Below are 18,194 nucleotides of genomic sequence, written 5' to 3'. Positions count from 1 at the left end.
TTTGGGTATATATTCTTGAACTAACATGAGTTTTTCGATAAATCTATTAACGAAAAGGGTGAGTTCAGATGGAATGGTTTAAAAAAAGCTTAATCCGACGTATTGGTATGTTTCTGACTGTTTTTATTATTGGTGTATTTCTAATTTATGGCTTTATCTCCATCCAACTGATGAGTAATTTTTTTGAAGAAAAAAGCAAAACCGAACTGCAGCAAACTGCACATCTCATCGCAACTGAAATCGATAAGTATTTTGCTGAAAATATTGTCATCGTGGATCAAATGAAAACCAACCAGGACTACTTTACCGTAATCTCAGAAATCAAATCACAAGCTGAAAAACGCCAACACCCGTTATTTAATACCGTTACCCAGGAGCTTCAGGCTATCCAGGCTTCCGAGGAAAATATTTCCTTGGCCTACATCGCAATTGTTCAGGCCAATGATTTAATTACCTCTGACGCTAATTTTGATTCAGCAGTCGATTATCAGATGAATCAACGAGACTGGTACAAAGAAACCGTCAATGCCGGTAAAACCACCATCACTAAGCCTTATATTGATCTTGTTACGCTGAAGATGGTTGTTTCTATTACAACACCCATTATCAAAAACAACGAAACTCTGGGAGCTTTCGGAATTGATTTATTGGTTGAGGATATTTATGATTTGATGCAATCCTATCAAATCGGAAAAAATGGCTACACGCTGTTACTCAATCAAGATGGCAGTGTCTTTTACAGCCCCAGCCAAAACCCTGATATGCAATCAAATGCCAGCGATATTAATGGCTATCTTGATGCCTTTCAAGATGAAATTTTTTCTGGAAATAGTGGTATCGTCAAATATACTAATGGAAACGATCCCCTCTATATCGCTTATGTACCGACGGAAACCAAAAACTGGATTGTGGCTACGGTCATTCCGAGCTCTGAAGTAATGGCACCGCTATATCAATTATTAATGATAAATATATTAATCTTTATGTTCTCACTTTTTATCATTATTATTTTTATTAAAAGTCTGACCAATCTCATCTCAAAACCGCTAGTCATCATATCCGAATCGATTGATTCTTTTAGTCGGCAGGACGAAGAAATCAATCTACCAAAAGAGTATTATTCCCGGGAAGATGAAATTGGTGTTTTATCCAGCTGTTTACATTTAACAAGTCAGCGTATTACCCGATATATCGACGAAATGGAACTCCATAATAACGCCCTCAATCTGGAAATAGACAATCGAAAACAAATTCAATCTCAGCTTGAATTAATTTTGGAATTACTGGCCGGGACTGAAGAAGGTATTTTTATCCTTGACCATAAATTTCATTGCCTCTATAACAATTCGGCCTTTTCGATCATGATCGGATTCTCTGAATCGACGATTCAAGAGCTGGATTTATTAGAAAGCAATATTCTAATTAATCAGGAAATTATCGAAAAACTCAATAATGATACGGTCTTTTCCGGAGAAATTGAATATACTCATGCCAGTACAAAACCCTTGTTTCTGTTCTTGAAAATAAGCAAGTTGAGAAACATGGAGAATGACTATTATATTGGTAATATCACCGATTTGACAGTTCAAAAACAAATCAAAAAAGACCTGCACTATTTGAAATATTTTGATAATACCACCAGACTTAATAATAAACTTTTTCTTGATGAATATGCTACTACTTTAATCAATGCCGATACTAACCACCTTAGCAATCATGCTTTGATTCTCATTAATATTGATAATTTCAGAATTATTAACGAGGCCAAGGGCTTTGACTTTGGCAGCAAGTTGATCCGTGCTTTTGCCGAAAGACTAGAAAAGATCGTTGACGATCAGGATCTTATCGCCCGATTGGGAAATGATGAATTCGGGATCTTTAGAACAAGCGTTCACTCGAATGAAAGTCTATATGTCGATATTATGGAATTGTACAAGGAATTGACTCATATGTTTTTTATCGATGAAGAAGAAGTTGTCATTGATATAAATATTGGTATCAGTCTCTATCCAAATGACGCAACCAATTACCCCAGGCTTTTAAAGACAGCTTCTTCCGCTCTAAACAACGTTATTGAAAATAAACTCAGTTCCTTTGAGTTTTATGACAAAAACATCAACAGCCTTTCCATCTATAGATATGAAATGCAGAATAAGCTGCGAATCGCCCTTAATAAACATGAATTTCTAATTTTTTATCAACCCCAGTTTGATATGATAAATAATCAGATTATCGGAATGGAAGCCCTGATCCGCTGGCAAAGCCCATCAGGGATGATCCCCCCAAATAACTTTATTCCCATTGCCGAAGAATCTCATCTGATTATTCCGATTGGCGAATGGGTGCTTCAAAATGCCTGTGAATTTGGAAACAAGCTTCATCAGATGGGCTATTCCATTCCCATTGCCGTCAATCTTTCCAAATTACAATTTAAACTACCCTATATCTGCGAACTGATTCAATCCGTCCTGGATAAAACAAACCTACCGCCACACCTTTTGGAGTTGGAAATAACTGAAGGAATTTTAATGGACAATGAAGATGAGTGTGAATCGATATTAAGAAATTTTAATGCCATGAATATTCAGGTCGCTATTGATGATTTCGGTACCGGATATTCTTCCCTTTCTTATTTGAACAAATTCACTGTTGATAAAATAAAAATCGACCGATCATTTGTTAAAGGGATTCCTGAACATGATAATGGTACGATTGCCAAGGTCATTATCGAACTCGCTGATAACTTTAATCTTCAGGTCCTTGCTGAAGGGGTGGAAACAACCGCACAAATTGACTTCTTGCTTAAAAACGAATGTCACATTGCCCAAGGCTTTTATTATGCCAAGCCGATGTCCGAGGTAGATCTTATGGCTTTTGTGAAAAAATATAAAAGGGATAATGGTGATTAACCATTATCCCTGAAAACAAAGCGCTGAGCAAGGGTTTCCGGATTGGAGCAGGTCATTGCTTCACTCATAATACAGACCCCCTGGGCGCCGGTTATTAAAACAATTTTATAATTGCTTTCGCTGATGCCGCCAATGGCATAAACCGGGATGCTGACGGAATCGCATACTTCTTTGAGAAAACGCAGTCCCCGGGCCGGCAGGCCTTTTTTACAAGCGGTGGGGAAAACATGACCAGCGATTAAATAAGCCGCTCCCCATGCGTCGGCTTCGCGAGCCTGTTCCACCGAGTGAACCGATACCCCAACCTGATCAAAATTTTTGATTGCTTCGCCCTTTTTCCGAATATCATCAATCGACACCTGAACAGCGCCCAGCTTTAATCGTTTGGCCGTCTCGAGATTATGATTGATGATCAGCTTCACCTGCTGCCGCTCACAAATTTCTTTCACTTTGATGGCCAGCTCTTGATAGTCTGGTTCATCCAGTTCTTTTTCTCTTAACATAATGGCATCGGGTTTCCCACTGGCAATTTCATTAATGCGATTGAGAAAATCGTCCCGGCACAATTTCTGGTTAGTTATACAAATCAGCATAATAGGCTCCTTCATTTTTCTTGCTTATAGTCTATCATATTTGGAGAAAAAGAAAACGTCAATTAGTAAGCTTTATACCCGGATATAGTCACGATAAACCGGCTGGAGCCCCCGGTTTAAAATCATCTGATGCACCTCAGATACACTTCGGGGATCGGAAATCTCAAACTGTTCATCGCCTTTTTCTTCCTGTTCATGACCACCCACTCCGACCCTGACACCGGCGGAAATTTTTGTCGCCACCATCCCGATGACATGATCCCGAAAGCCGGCTCGTTCCCGAGTTGAAATGGTGATCCCGGCAAAGGGCATCAGTAAGCGGTAGGCCAGCATCACCTGCAGCAGTTGTTGCTCATGGACGTCATTGGGGTTGTTATCAGCATTGTTAATAAAGGGCCTGAGCCGAGGGGTGGAAAAGCCGATTTCGGCATGGGGGTATTTCTGCTGAATAAAAGAAGCATGCAGTCCGGTGGCAAAGGCGTCTTTTCTGAAGTCACCCAAGCCCAGCAGCGCCCCGAAGGATACCCCTCGCATGCCCCCCATCAAGGCTCGCTCCTGGGAATCAAACCGATAGGGAAAGACCCGCTTGGGCCCACTTAAATGAACCTGTTGATATTTGTCGAGATTATAGGTTTCCTGATAGACTGAAACAAAATCGGCGCCGCATTTTTTAAGATAGGCGTATTCATCAGCATTCAGGGGATAGATTTCAATCCCCACGGTAGCAAAATATTCTGCCGCCAGCTTAACCGCTGCCCCGATATATTCGACCCCGGAATGATGCCGGGATTCGCCGGTTAAAATCAATATCTCTTTTAAACCAGTTTTGGCAATAGCTTCCAGTTCTCGCTCCATTTCTGCCAGACTAAGCTTACCTCGACGGATTTTATTTTTACAATTAAATCCACAGTATACACAGTTGTTTTCACAATAATTGGCAATATAGAGAGGCGTAAACAGACCGATGCTGTTGCCAAAGTGTCTTCTGGTTTCAATAACGGCTTTTTTTGCCATTTCTTCTAAATATGGTGTCGCTGCCGGTGATAATAAGGCTCCATAATCTTTCATCGATAAATGATCTTTTTTCAGAGCCTCTTCCACATCCCGAGCTGAAATCTTGGAATAGTCATAGTTATCCACATTTTTCAAGACCTTATCCAGAATTTCCGAAGTAATTATCGCCATCCCCGGTTGATAGGCCAGCGGATCCGTTCGTTTCACTGCCATCCTAATCCTCCAAAAATCCAGTTAAGGGACTGGATGCTTCCGCCTGGTTTAAGACCCGACCGAGGCCAGCCAGATAGGCATTTCGACCCGACTCAATCGCCTGACCAAAGGCCCTGGCCATCAATGGAATGTTTTTGGCCGTCGCCACCGCTGTATTGCACATCACTGCATCGACCCCCATTTCCATCGCCTCACAGGCCTGGGATGGCCGCCCAATGCCAGCATCAACAATAATCGGAACCGGGATTTCATTGACCAGAATCTCAATAAAATCCCGGGTGCTCAAACCCTTGTTGCTGCCAATCGGCGAAGCCAGCGGCATTACCGCCGCTGCCCCGGCACTGACTAAATCCCGGGCGACATTTAAATCCGGGTACATATAGGGCATCACCACAAAGCCGTCTCTGGCCAGGATTTCCGTGGCTTTAATGGTTTCATAGTTATCGGGAAACAGATATTTGGAATCCTTGATGACTTCCACCTTGATAAAATTCCCGCAATTGATTTCCCGCGCCAGCCGGGCGATTTTAACCGCTTCTTCAGCCGTTCTGGCTCCAGAGGTATTAGGCAGCAGGGTAACATTTGGGGGAATATAATCCAGAATATTTTCTTCGCCCCCTTGATTCGCCCGCCGCAGCGCCAGGGTTACTATTTCTGCGCCGCCATTCTCAACCACCGCCTTCACAATTTCCAGTGAAAACTTTCCCGACCCCAGAATAAACCGGGAATTAAAAGGGTGTCCGCCAATTACTAATTGATCTGTCATTTTGTCTCCTTTTTGACTTTATTATTGGTATTTATAAAACGTCTTGTTTGAATAATTATTGCCTGTGTTCAGTTGCGTAATGACGATCAGCCACCACCCACAAAGCGAACCACTTCGAGGATATCCTCCTCGCCAAGCGTCACCGTCTCATAGGTCACTTTTGGAACGATTTCACCATTTCTGGCCACCGCCAGAGTAGCCACATCAAACTGATTGACTTCCAAAAACTGCAATAGATTTTGATTGTTACCCAGGGTCATTTCTTTTCCATTAACTTTCATTTTGATTTTTCTCCTTCACTGTTTTAAACGCAAAAAAAGCACAAAACGCGATTACACCCTTTCGGTGGTGTACCCCATTTCGTGCTACTATTTATCTTTTACTGTTCTAATATTATTACATCACATCGCTAAAGTCAAGCCCCGATTTTAATCCGGATTCTGCTATTGACGAGTGTAGGCATTGAAGGCCGCCATTTTACTCTTATCTTCTTCAATTTCCTGGATTTCTTTTTTTAAGGCTTGCAGTCGGGTTGTCAAGGCGCCAACTTCCTCTTCATCTACCGAACGATTGGTCACTTCTTTTTTAATCCCCAGTGCCAAAAGCTGATCGTCTTTTTCCTCATATTCTTTGCGAAGCAGTTCCAGCGTTGATTCACAATTAATCAGCTGTTTTTTAATCATCCGCATCACACGCATATCATCATAATTTTTTAAGATTGTCTCCATTTGGGTTCCTTTGCCTTCCTGAAATAATATTTTTCCTGTTTTTTGAGTTTATCACAGTTACCCCTGCAAATACTTATGCGAAGACGAAAAATTTTTGTCAATCCTGTTTTAAATCAAATTTTTACATTTATTTACATATTTTTACATAAATTAACCCTATTTTTAAGATGAAACCTGCTCAAATAGGGTATAATAATGTAAATAACTGAAAATGTATTGGAGGAACAACAAATGAATGAAGAATTATTAGCACTGATTAAACATAAAAAGGGCTTTATTTGCGATATGGACGGTGTTATCTACCACGGCAATCGGCTACTGCCGGGAGTCAAGGAATTTGTCAACTGGCTCTATGCCGAGGATAAAAATTTCCTCTTTCTGACCAATTCCAGTGAACGTTCACCCATTGAACTAAAGGAAAAACTGGCGCGTCTGGGTCTGGAAATTGATGAAAGTCATTTTTATACCAGCGCCCTGGCGACCGCTAAATTTTTAAAGGATCAATCCCCTGGTTGTTCGGCTTATGTCATTGGTGAACCGGGACTGGTCAATGCCCTTTATGACGTCGAGATTACCATGAATGATGTGGATCCGGACTACGTTGTTTTTGGTGAAACCCGCTCTTATAATTATGACTCTGTGCTCCGCGCCGTGAAGCTGATTCAAAAAGGCGCTAAACTGATTGCCACCAACCCAGATTTAACCGGCCCCACCGAAGACGGCATTGTGCCGGCCTGTCGGGCCTTCGTCGCTCCGATCGAACTGGCTACCGGCAAGGAAGCCTATTACGTTGGCAAACCGAACCCACTGATGATGCGTACCGGCATTAAACGTCTGGGGGTTCATAGCGATGATGCCCTGATTATCGGCGACCGCATGGATACTGATATTATTGCCGGGATCGAATCTGGATTAACCACTTTTCTGGTTCTCAGTGGTGTGTCCACCCGGGAAACGGTTAAAGATTTTCCCTACCGCCCTAACTATATCCTCACCGGCATTGATGAGATTGTCGCCGGTCTGGGACTGCAATAAAAATCGCTTAACAGCAAAAAGAACTGCTCTGTTTCTTCTGTAAACAGATCAGTTCTTTTTTTATTGCTACTTATTCTTATTCTCTTTGTTGTCCCCTGCATCAATTTTACAATCACATGATGGATCGCTTTCTTTTTTTGCTTCTTCCCGATCTTTTTTAATCAGATAATAGGATGCCCCTCCGGTTACAATTAATAACGCAATCATCAGAAGCATAATTGTTCCCATCCCCAGATTGAGTTGCTGTGAAGCCACCTGATAGGTGCCAATAAATCCAAATAACATAAAGGCCCCGGCCGATACCAGCTTAACTGTCCGCTCGGGTATCTTTTTACATAGTACCACCCCGATGATAATCCCGATGGCATCGGCAATCAGCATCCCGGTGGTCGTTCCCACCAAAACGCCAATGGCATTCTCCGGAAACTTGGTGGCCAGCGCAATCGTCGCCAGCTGGGTTTTATCCCCCATTTCAGCGATAAAAAAGGCGATCGTAACGGTGATAATCGGACCAAACCGGGTGGTTCGGTTCTCTTCTCCGTCGAGTTTATCCCCTCTGATGGTCCATAATCCAAAGAAAATAAAAGACAACGAAGCGATCCCCTGAATCCAGATTTGGGCACCATCAAACCGGGTGATATAGTTTCCCACTGCCACCGCCAGGGCATGATTAAAAACCGTGGCAATAAAAACCCCGATCATAACCTTGGAGGCCTTATACTTGGTGGCAAAAGCCATTGCCAACAGTTGGGTCTTATCCCCCATTTCAGCCAGAACAACCGCCCCGACAGCAACTAAAAAAGCGACAAAATTCAAATACATTTTTCTTTCCTTCCAACCGTATTTAGGCAGCACAACCTTTTCCCAAATAAAAAGACTCTTAGCATAATCCACCCGCAAATGGACTACGCTAAAAGTCTCGTTACCAGAATTGGCTACAAAGCCAGGTGACGAATCACCAGCATGTTGACTTTGTATAACAACTACTCCCTCTTAACATTGCTATTTTACAACAGCTATATAAACTTTGTCAAGTTCGAAGTCCAATTTCCAATTTTAAAAAAACCACCAACGCCTTTTACCCTTTCTATTTTGTGCTTTTCATTCCATTATGCCGATACTTCTCGTCCATAGGTGGGTGTTATGAATTGACCCTCTATGATTCTCGTATCAACGCCATACACCTCTTTTATATGCTTTTGATTTAAAACTGATTTTGGCAGACCTGCTGCTTCTACCGCACCGGATTTTAGTAAAATGACCTGGTCTGAATAACGCATCGCCATGTTTAAGTCATGAACCACCATAATGACAGCCTTGTTTTCCTTATCAACCATGTTTCTGGCCAGTTCCATAATATCAATCTGATTTTTGATGTCCAGAAAGCTGATCGGTTCATCAAAGAGATAGAGATCCGGCTTTTGAACCAAGGCTCGGGCAATTAAAATCTTCTGTTTCTGTCCACCGGATAATTCCTGGAATTGTTCGTGAGCCAATTCCTCAAGCTCCAGATCTTTTAACACCGCCAGCACAATTTCTACATCCGCATCAGAAACCCGCCATTTGATATAGGGTCGTCTGCCCATCATCACCACATCCATAACTGATCCACTTAAATAACTGTTCGTGAACTGCGGCACATAGGCAATCCTCCTGGCCATTTCCCTTGCCGTCATCTTCTTTACATCCTTACCATCAAGTGCAATATTTCCGCTCGTTGGGGTTAGGATTTTATTAAGACATTTTACAATGGTCGTTTTACCAGAACCATTAGGCCCAATAAGTGAGATAAGCTGACCGGGTTGGGCTGAAAAACTGATACCTTTGACCACTAACGTTTTTTTTGTGTAACCAAATTTCAGATCATTTACTGACAGTTCCAATTTACTTGCCTCGCTTTCTTACAATTAAATACAAAAAGAAGGGAACTCCAATCATCGATGTAACAATTCCGACTGGTAATTGAGTTGGAGCAATAATATTTCTGCCGATGGTATCGGCTGTCAACAGCAGCAGCGCTCCAACCAGAGCTGATCCCGGAACCGCATAGCGAAAATCGTTGCCAATCAACATCTTCGTCACATGCGGGGCAACTAACCCAATAAACCCGATGACCCCTGTAAAGGCAACCGCTACCGCTGTCAATAAGGTTGAAATTCCAAAAGACATCATTTTGATTTTTTTATAATCCACGCCGAGACTGATGGCCGTTTCCTCACCCGCTGACATAATATTGAGATCCCAAGCAAACCACATCATCAAAATCATTGTCACGGTAATAGCAACCAGCATGATAATAATGCCTGCCATCGGTACCCCCGAAAGGCTTCCCATCATCCAGAAAACAAGTTCTGGCAGATCTTTGACATCACTAAGGTATTTTACCAGCGAAACCAGCGCCGAAAACAGATACCCAATCGCCACCCCTGCCAGGATTAGCGTGCTTGAAGAATCACTGGCGGCCTTCGCCACCCCGTAAACCATCAGCATGGTCAGCACCGCAAAGCCAAAGGCAAAAACCGGGATCAGAAACTGACCAAAATTAAGAAATGAAAAACTCGCGCCAAAAATAATCGCCAGTGATGCGCCAAAGGCAGCACCATTAGAAACCCCTAAGGTATAAGGGCTTACCAGAGGATTTTGAAAAATCCCCTGCATCAGCAACCCGGCATTGGATAGTGCCATACCAACCAGAATAGCAGTAATAATGCGTGGTAAACGAATCTTGAAAACAATATCCCGTTGAATGTCAGTGATGGCATCATTTCGGGCAAAAACATCCCCAATTACCTGAAGCACTGTTTGAAGATCCACCGAAGAGGCTCCCATCGTAATCGAAATGACGGCTGTCATAACCAGGGCAATACTCAAAAACAGAACGAATAGGATCTTTCGGGATCGTTTATTCATATAATTCAGTTTTGCCTGATCAATGTTTTGCTCCATGTTTTTCTTCTCATTTTTTGTCATTTTCATTTATAAGATACCATTACCTTTTTTAACCTCTAACGTATGTTTGATTTTACTTTTTGGTGGGGTAGGCAAATATTCCAACTAAATCATCCCCATATAAGGTTGTCTGTAATTCCTGATGAACCTTATTGACATCAACATCCTTAAATTGTTCCGGGTACATGGTTTTAGCCAGATATAACTCGCCGATAATACTACCCAAAGCCGTTGTTCCCACATCACTGCTCAATAAAATGACCTTGCCATCTTTTACTGCCGCTAAATTAGACCAACTGGGTCTTGCAATCAAGGTATCGAAAAACGCCTTGACCGGTGCTTCATCGGTCAGATCAAAGCCCATGATTTTCTTCGTACTGCTGACCAGTTTGACAATCGCATCCGGATTTCTTTCCAGTACCCACTCATCACTAATTTCCGGATATTTTGCGGTTTCGGCGGCAGCAATGTTGATTCCACCAGCGGCAGCAATCAGAGCCTGTCCTCCAGCATCCTTGTTGACGGATTTATAGTCAGTATAGCCTTCGTAATAGATGCTCGCCTTATCTTCTTCTTTCACATTTTTTAATTTTTTTTCAATCAATTCCGCATATTTATCATGGAATTTAACAAACTCTGCGGCCTTTTCTTCATTTCCAAACAGGGCTCCCAAAGCAGTAACCTCTTCGGTTGCTTTGGACACATCGGTTAACTCAAGATAGATACATTTGATTCCGGCCGATTCCAGGAGTTGTTCGTTTTCCGGGGTCATATTGGCGGCGTAGGTGAATACGGCTTCTGGTTTCAGTTCCATAATCGCTTCAATATTCGGCTCATTCCATTTTCCAACCGTGGGAACGTCGACACTGGGGTCGGGATTGGGAACGGAGTCGCCGCGACCGATCACTGTGCCTTCAGCGCCAAACATCACCAATACATCGGTTAGCCCAGAGTTATAAGTGACGATTTTTTCCAGTGGTTTTTCAATAGCAATCTCTCTTCCCATCGTATCGGTAACGGTAATACCATCTTTGGAGTCCGCCGCCTTGGTCTCTCCCTGACTGGCGCTACATCCTCCAAAACTCAACACCATGGCTCCCAATAAAACCATACAAGACATCCACTTCAACATTCTTTTTTGATTGTTTTTCATTTTCAAGCTGCTCCTCTTTCTATTTTCTTTTTTTTGCGCCATGAAGTTGAGACATTGTTTTTCTAAATTCTTCAAATTCATCGGCTTTTATTATTTCAATGGCTGAACCCTGAAATTCACCAGTATCGGAACCCATATCCTCTTCCAGAAAACCTTCCAGTTCCAGATAGGAGTCCTGTATCTCTTCGATCATCCCATCCTCAGGCTGCCACAACCCTCTCTGATATGCTTCCAAAAGCCGCCGCGACATTTCTTCCAGCGCCCAAGGATTATTATCTCTAAAAAAAGCTCTATTTTCAGCATCGATAATAAACGTTTTGGTGATTTCATCAAAGATCCAGTCATCCACCTCTTCGGTGGTTGCTTCCCAACCATAAACCCGGCCAACCCGCTTACTGATATCGCCGGCACCCTTGTAGCCATGTCGTTTCTGTCCTTCAATCCATTTAGGGTTGAGTAGTTTTCCTCTGACCACCCGGTTGATCTCTTCAGACAGGGTTCGGACTTCCACGTTGGTCACTTCCCGGGTATCACCGTAATAGGTTTTAATATCTTTGTTGGATAATTCTCTAGCGGCGGCGGTCATCCCGCCATAATTCCCAAAATAACAACAGCAACCCAACAGATCGTGTTCATCAGTCATCACCTTGTCATAGGTGATATCCACCGTTTTTAAGCTATTTTGAAGTTCGGTATAAGCCCGTTTTCCGTAGCTCTCCCGCCCATACGAATAGCCATTGTAATAGGTAAACAAATCGGTAATATCGGTTTGATCTTCCCAGGCCGAGGCATACACCATCAGGTTAACACCGGACATAAAGGTACCTGGCTGTACCCCGAAAATTCTGGCGGTCGCTTCTTCCCAGGTGGTTTCCGGATTTTCAGCGGTTATTTCCAGGGCATGTTTTCTGACATAATTTGCTTCCCGATCTTCATCCAGGCTGGCAACGGCCTGGATCGCATCGTCGAGCAGACTGACACAATTCTGAAAATTGTCCCGGAGAATTCCCGATATCTTCGCGGTCACATCGATCCTTGGCCGTCCCAGTTCGTTTAAGGGAATCACTTCAATTCCTTTTACCTTACCATTGGGTAGCCATTTGGGTTTGACCCCCAGCATATAGAACAGCTGCGCCATTCCTTCACCATCACCCCACATCACATCCGCCGCCATCCAATATATGGCCATATTCTCAGGATAACGCCCTTCTTCATCAAAAAATTTCTGAATAACCGAATCCGCCAGTCGCTTGCCAATTTCCCAGGCCGCTTTTGTGGGTACGGTTTCCGGATCCAGGGTATAAAAATTCCTCCCGGTGGGCAAAATATCATCCCTTCCCCTGGTAATAATCCCGGCCGGGCCCGGAGACACGTATTCCCCATTCATGGCGGCGATCAGGGAATCAATCTCTTGTGAAGCTTCAATGCGGCTGTCAATATCAATAATCCGTAACTTAAAGTAATTAATCTGATCCAGTGCGGCCGGATTCTTAATCACATAGGGTTCCGGCAACAAATAATCTGCCGTGATATCGATGCCGTTTAAAAAGCTTGCAATGATCGCCTTGCCGATGATATCCAGATCAAAAAGGATTTCGCCATTGTTCTTGCCCATGATTTCAGAAAAGACTTCGGGCTTACTAAGAAGGCTTTTCAGTTCCAGACCGATCAGCTGACAAACGGCACTGCGGAGGGATGCTTGTTCAACTCCCTCGTGCCGGACAATGGCATTAAGCATTTCCACCCGAGCCTCTCCGGTGGGCAACTGGCCGAAAATATGCATGCCATCCTGAACCTGGGTATTTTTAACGGTTGTCAGTATTTTATGGGCGGATTCCACCACCTGATCAAAATTGTTGTGGTAATCTTCCAGATTGATTTCTTTTTCCAGATTGTTTTTCTGAATCTCCTCAATCACCAGATGCTCCAACAAATGCGCCTGGGTTTTATCGGCCAGCCGAACCTTGTCATACTGTTTTAAGAGGTTGTCCAATTCTTCCAGATCATCATAAAGACCGCCCTGCGCCATCACCGTCTGCATATGATCAATGATGGTAGCTAAGGCCCGCCGCTTGGCAATCGTCCCTTCGGGTGGATTATCGGCGTTGTAAATATAGAGGTTGGGCATGTTTCCGATACAGATATCGGGAAAACAGCTATCCGAAAGACCCGCACCTTTGCCTGGAAGAAACTCCAGATTACCGTGGGTTCCCACATGAATAATCACGTCTGCTCCGTAAATGCGCTCAAAATATCGGTAGCTGGCCAGGTATTGATGAGTTGGTGCAATATGGGGATCGTGAAGGATTTTGCAGACCTTACCGTCACACTTGGATCCGCTACAGCCTCTTTTGGGTTGAACACAAACCAGCGCATGCTTATAACTGACTCCTGTAACCAGCATCTTATCTTCATAAACCATAGCCGGCGGCAGGCCCTCTTCAGTTTCGCCAAAAGGCTCACCCCAGCCTTTAATCATATTGCCTCTGGCTTCCTCGGTGATCTCTTCAAACCATTGTCGATACTGTTCTCTGGAGACAAAATCAATAACACCGCCTTTTTGAACCATTTCCTTAACAGTTGTCCAGCGGAATTCTGAAATCGCCTTTCGCTCCATGATGGTTTTAATGAGGGTATCGCCATCTTCAGGAATATCTTCCAGATCGTAGCCCTGATCCTTCATGGTTTTTAAAATCCGAGCCACACTTTCCAGAGTATCCAGATTGGCCCCACCCCCCACTGATGCTTCGGTGGAGGTACAAGGATTGTTATTTAAAATAAAGACAACTTTTTTATCCTTGTTTTCTTTCTTTTTCAGCTCAATCCATTTGATCATCCGGCTAACCAGTTTTTCGCAACGCTTGCCCAATGGGATTCTCATATCAACCGCGGTACTTCTGTCTTCTGCACCAATAAAAATGGGCTCAATCACCCCTTCCAGTTCAGGAAGGGCAATGCTCCAGGGCAGATCGGCAATGGTTCCGTCCTTGCTCGCTTCCCATTCTTCAATCGACATGGAGGTCGAGCAAATCGGCTTGGCAATCGGACAGTTCAAGCGCTTCATAATGGAACTGGGCTTACTTTGCTTACCGTCATTGTTGGATTGTAGAAAAAAACCACTCATCCGGATCATGGCATCGATCACTGGTTTTCCGGCATGATCAAAGCAGAACTGCGCCACCGCAAATTCCACTCCTTTAGCGCCGATTTCAGCATCCGGCCAGGAATAGGTATAGATCGGTAATGCCGAGTAACCCTTAGCTTCAATGATCCGAATCAGTTCTTTTTCGACCGCAATATCCTCATTGAGCCAGGTCGTTCTGGAGGCGATCACGGCGATCACGCCTTTAGGCGATTTTCCCCGACTAGCAAAATAGTCCTGTGAACTCTGAAAAACTTCCTCCGTGTCGGGATGAAAAATCCCTTCCCAGGGAATAAATAGTGGCTCTTTATAGCTATAACTTTCTCCCAGAACCTCGGTGACCATATACAGAATCATATTAACCAGATTTTCTTTACCGCTATAATGGTAATATTGATTGCAGTAAGCCGAATACTTCAGGGATTCTTTGTTTTTTACATGGCTCATGGCTTCCCCGCCGACATAGACAATCGGTGTGGTTTTTGCTGCAGCATACTCTTCAATCTCACTCCATACCGAATCGGACACGGTGACATTAAACAAAAATCCGTCAGCTTTGTCCATTTCCCGATATAAGGCATCAAGGTCTGCCCTGCCGTCACCCAGTTCAGCAGCGGAATAAATTTTCAAATTCACCCGGTCTCTTAAATAGGGGGTGATCATGCGGAGTCGGTTGGCTGATTTATGCCATAGAATTGCAATAATGGTTTTCATTTTCAGCCTGCCTTTTCCTGATTTAATAACACCGCCTCTTCATCAATGATCGAATTGACCAGATTGATGTTAAAATTCTTTGTTTTTTCAAACGGCAGCGACTTCAGTCGATGAAGGAATACCATTTCAACTACTGCCCGAATGTCTTCTTGGTCAACTGGCTGATGCCCTTTAAAGGCCGCCATGGCCCGTGCCGCTTTCATCAGGGTCAAGTCACCACGGTGACCATCAACTTCCAGCGCAATGGCGATTTTTGCATTGGTCAGCAGCAGTTCATCTCCGATGGTCACCTGTGGTAGCAACCCTCGGGCTTTACCAATCTGATCGCTGAGCGCTGTTTCCTGCGCCTGATAACGATGCAGAAATTCATGGGGATCCGCTTCAAAAGCGCCTCGTCTTTTAACGATGTCAATTCGCTGCGCCGGATCTTTGATTCCTTTAATATCCACAGAAAAACCAAAACGATCCAAAAGCTGCGGCCGCAGTTCACCCTCTTCCGGGTTCATGGTTCCGACCAGAATAAATTGAGCCGGGTGTGAAAATGAAATGCCTTCCCGTTCCACCGTATTCACCCCCATGGCTGCTGAGTCCAGCAGCAAATCGACAATGTGATCATCTAAAAGATTGATCTCATCGACATAGAGAATGCCCCGGTTGGCCTGCGCCAGTACCCCCAGATCAAACTTTTTCTTGCCATGCTGGATGGCTTCTTCAATATCCAGAGATCCCACCACCCGATCTTCAGTGGCCGAAACCGGGAGATCAACCACCCGCATCTTATCTTTGACAACTTCCAGGGTTTCGCCATTTTTCACCCTGGTGCGGCAATTTTCACACAATGATCCGTGATCATGGGGATCACATCGGAACGGACAATCCTTGACCACGTCAATTTCCGGAAGCAGATTGGCAATGGCTCGAACCGCAGTCGATTTCCCGGTTCCTTTTTCACCAAAAACCAATACCCCGCCGATTTTTGGATCGATAACATTTAAGATCAACCCCAATTTCATTGCTTCCTGCCCGATGATGGCGGTAAACGGATAGGTCATGTTTTTCTTCATATAATGTGTCATGCTGTTCCCCTTATGCTTTCTACCATAGTTAAAATTTTGTCACTATTTAGTTCATCCATTGCCCGGTATTCCGAGTTCATCATTCCTGCCAGTTCTTTGGCGATACCGAAACGCATCATTCCCTGTTTTTCGATATCGATAACCATCGTATTAATCTGCTTGAATTCTCTAATTTTCTCGCCGATTTCAAACAGTTCCGCTTTTGGTTTCTTGTCATCCGCAAGACTGACATTACCCTTTCCATCGGTGATGACAATCATCATCGGCATCAGTTCCGGTGCCTTTTTCAGCTCACTCTTAATCACCTGAATGCCTTTGGTCAAGCCTGCATTTAAGGGGGTCTTGCCACCGATTTCCATGTTTTCCAGCAGTTTATAACCCCGTTCCACACTACGTGTGGGCGGAAGCAGAACCTGCGCCTCTTCGCCACGAAAAGCCACTAGGCAGATTTTATCCCGTTTGACGTAAGCATCTTTAAGCAGCGACATAATGGCTCCCTTGGTCTCCACCATTCGCTGGTTGGCACCCATGGAACCGCTGGCATCGACCACAAAGACCAGCAGATTAGCAATCTTCTTTTGTCTCACCTTTTCCCGAATATCCTCTTCCCGGATATTAATCGCCATTCCATTAGACTTTCGTTGCCCCTGAAAAGGAGCGGCGGCACGAATGGTGGCATCCAGTGCCAGATCATTGTTTTTCCGCTGCATAGTCGTAAAGATATAGCGTCCGGATTTGGAGGCACTGCGACTATTTGTCCGTTTGCCCTGTCCTCGTCTGACTCTTCGATCTGATCGATGTCCGAAATCTTTCAGTTTAAAGTCCTGTCCGATTTCAAAATTCTCGGTCTGCGGTTTACCCGGTTTCGGCTGTTCCTTGTTATTGTCATCTTTTTCTGACTGCTTTTCTTCATCCTGCTCCGGATGCGGGTTCTCCTCTTCCGAAGGGGCATCATCATCTTCCAGTTCTGGTTGATTCTCTCGCTGTTCCGGTTCCTCTTCTGGTTCCTGAGAATCAGTATTTTCCTCTTCCTGTTGCTGCGGTGACCGCTCTTTTTGCCGATGCATTAAGGCAAAAAAAGCCGCTTCCTCAATGTCCTGATCGTTTATCTCAATGCGACCATTTAAGGCCGCAATTGCTTTGGCGGTCTGTTCCATTACCAAATCAGCCCGGTGACCCATCACGTTGGCCTGTAGACAAAGCGAAATAATTTTTTGCAGATTTTCTTCGGTCACGATTATCTGCTTCATCCGCTCTTTGGCTTCTGAAATCAGACCTTTAAATTTTGTTTCCTGATCCCTAAAAGACTGACAAAAAACCTGACGATTTTCTTCATATGCATGTCTATTTTTTAATATTTCAACCCGTACCCGAGGATCTTTCTCCCCCTGGATATTCACATAAAGCCCGAACCGATCGAGAAAATGAGGCCGCAATTCGCCTTCTTCACGATTCATGGTACCGACCAGAATAAAATCACTTTGGTGGGAAAAGGAAACCCCTTCCCGCTCAATTCGGTTCATCCCGTTGGCACTGACATCGAGTAGAATATCAATGATATAGTCCTGGAGCAAATTAACCTCATCGACATATAAGATATTTTGATCCGCCTTTTTCAGCACGCCTTCTTCAAAGTAAACTGAACCACCTTCCAGGGTTTTTTCCATATCAATAGAACCCACCAGACGGTCTTCCGAAATTGATAATGGCATTTCTACAATCTTTTTATCAATCAGTGGTGACAAAGCCCGGACTGCCGTGGATTTCGCCGTTCCTTTTTCCCCATTAATCAGGACGCCGCCGATTTTAGGATTCACCACATTAAGCAGTAATGCTTTTTTCATGGCTTCCTGTCCGATGATGGCGCTAAAGGGGTAATAATTTTGATTCATATCTGAGCCT

General features: G+C 43.9%; 14 protein-coding genes. 2 read left to right on the top strand and 12 right to left on the bottom strand.

All coding sequences use genetic code 11. The features are described 5' to 3' along the window. The first annotated feature begins 68 nt into the window (after nt 1–68). Nucleotides 69–2,909, top strand: a complete 2,841-nt coding sequence (locus Q7J41_RS04915; protein ID WP_304885796.1) for an EAL domain-containing protein — start codon at nt 69–71, stop codon at nt 2,907–2,909. On the opposite strand, the gene Q7J41_RS04910 is transcribed toward Q7J41_RS04915, so the two are convergent. The 5 genes from Q7J41_RS04910 to Q7J41_RS04890 form a co-directional block, all read right to left on the bottom strand. Beyond that, nucleotides 2,906–3,502 (bottom strand): thiamine phosphate synthase, encoded by a 597-nt coding sequence (locus tag Q7J41_RS04910; protein WP_304885795.1) that lies wholly within the window; start codon nt 3,500–3,502, stop codon nt 2,906–2,908. The genes Q7J41_RS04915 and Q7J41_RS04910 overlap by 4 nt on opposite strands. A gap of 72 nt (nt 3,503–3,574) precedes the next feature. After that, nucleotides 3,575–4,729 (bottom strand): 2-iminoacetate synthase ThiH, encoded by a 1,155-nt coding sequence (gene thiH / locus Q7J41_RS04905; RefSeq protein WP_304885793.1) that lies wholly within the window; start codon nt 4,727–4,729, stop codon nt 3,575–3,577. A 1-nt stretch (nt 4,730) separates the two neighbouring features. Beyond that, nucleotides 4,731–5,495, bottom strand: a complete 765-nt coding sequence (locus tag Q7J41_RS04900) for a thiazole synthase (RefSeq protein ID WP_304885792.1) — start codon at nt 5,493–5,495, stop codon at nt 4,731–4,733. Between the two features lie 86 nt (nt 5,496–5,581). After that, nucleotides 5,582–5,776, bottom strand: coding sequence for a sulfur carrier protein ThiS (gene thiS, locus Q7J41_RS04895; protein ID WP_304885790.1), 195 nt, complete (start codon nt 5,774–5,776; stop codon nt 5,582–5,584). Nucleotides 5,777–5,938: 162 nt separating this feature from the next. Continuing rightward, nucleotides 5,939–6,223, bottom strand: a complete 285-nt coding sequence (locus Q7J41_RS04890; protein ID WP_304885788.1) for a hypothetical protein — start codon at nt 6,221–6,223, stop codon at nt 5,939–5,941. A 231-nt stretch (nt 6,224–6,454) separates the two neighbouring features. Here Q7J41_RS04890 and Q7J41_RS04885 point away from each other — a divergent pair, with 231 nt between their 5' ends. After that, nucleotides 6,455–7,258: an HAD-IIA family hydrolase gene (locus tag Q7J41_RS04885; RefSeq protein ID WP_304885786.1), complete on the top strand. Its 804-nt coding sequence runs from the start codon at nt 6,455–6,457 to the stop codon at nt 7,256–7,258. 66 nt (nt 7,259–7,324) lie between these two features. On the opposite strand, the gene Q7J41_RS04880 is transcribed toward Q7J41_RS04885, so the two are convergent. The 7 genes from Q7J41_RS04880 to Q7J41_RS04850 form a co-directional block, all read right to left on the bottom strand. Further along, nucleotides 7,325–8,080 carry a TMEM165/GDT1 family protein gene (locus Q7J41_RS04880; RefSeq protein ID WP_304885784.1) on the bottom strand — a complete coding sequence of 252 codons (756 nt, stop codon included), beginning with the start codon at nt 8,078–8,080 and terminating at the stop codon, nt 7,325–7,327. 287 nt (nt 8,081–8,367) lie between these two features. Further along, on the bottom strand, nt 8,368–9,141 hold the full coding sequence (locus Q7J41_RS04875) for an ABC transporter ATP-binding protein (RefSeq protein WP_304885782.1): 774 nt from the start codon (nt 9,139–9,141) through the stop codon (nt 8,368–8,370). A 1-nt stretch (nt 9,142) separates the two neighbouring features. Continuing rightward, nucleotides 9,143–10,234: an iron ABC transporter permease gene (locus Q7J41_RS04870; protein WP_304885779.1), complete on the bottom strand. Its 1,092-nt coding sequence runs from the start codon at nt 10,232–10,234 to the stop codon at nt 9,143–9,145. 46 nt (nt 10,235–10,280) lie between these two features. Further along, entirely contained in the window at nt 10,281–11,360 is a 1,080-nt protein-coding gene (locus Q7J41_RS04865; RefSeq protein WP_304885776.1) for an ABC transporter substrate-binding protein, read from the bottom strand. A 19-nt stretch (nt 11,361–11,379) separates the two neighbouring features. Then, a complete protein-coding gene (cobN, locus tag Q7J41_RS04860; RefSeq protein WP_304885774.1) occupies nt 11,380–15,216 on the bottom strand; it encodes a cobaltochelatase subunit CobN in 3,837 nt (1,278 codons plus the stop codon). Between the two features lie 2 nt (nt 15,217–15,218). Beyond that, nucleotides 15,219–16,292, bottom strand: a complete 1,074-nt coding sequence (locus Q7J41_RS04855) for an ATP-binding protein (protein WP_304885772.1) — start codon at nt 16,290–16,292, stop codon at nt 15,219–15,221. Continuing rightward, nucleotides 16,289–18,184 carry a VWA domain-containing protein gene (locus Q7J41_RS04850; RefSeq protein ID WP_304885771.1) on the bottom strand — a complete coding sequence of 632 codons (1,896 nt, stop codon included), beginning with the start codon at nt 18,182–18,184 and terminating at the stop codon, nt 16,289–16,291. Before Q7J41_RS04850 ends, Q7J41_RS04855 begins: the two co-directional genes overlap by 4 nt. Nucleotides 18,185–18,194: the final 10 nt, after the last annotated feature.

This window comes from Acetobacterium sp. (genome assembly GCF_030652775.1).
Lineage (GTDB): Bacteria > Bacillota > Clostridia > Eubacteriales > Eubacteriaceae > Acetobacterium.
This window is presented reverse-complemented; position numbering and strand designations above follow the sequence as displayed.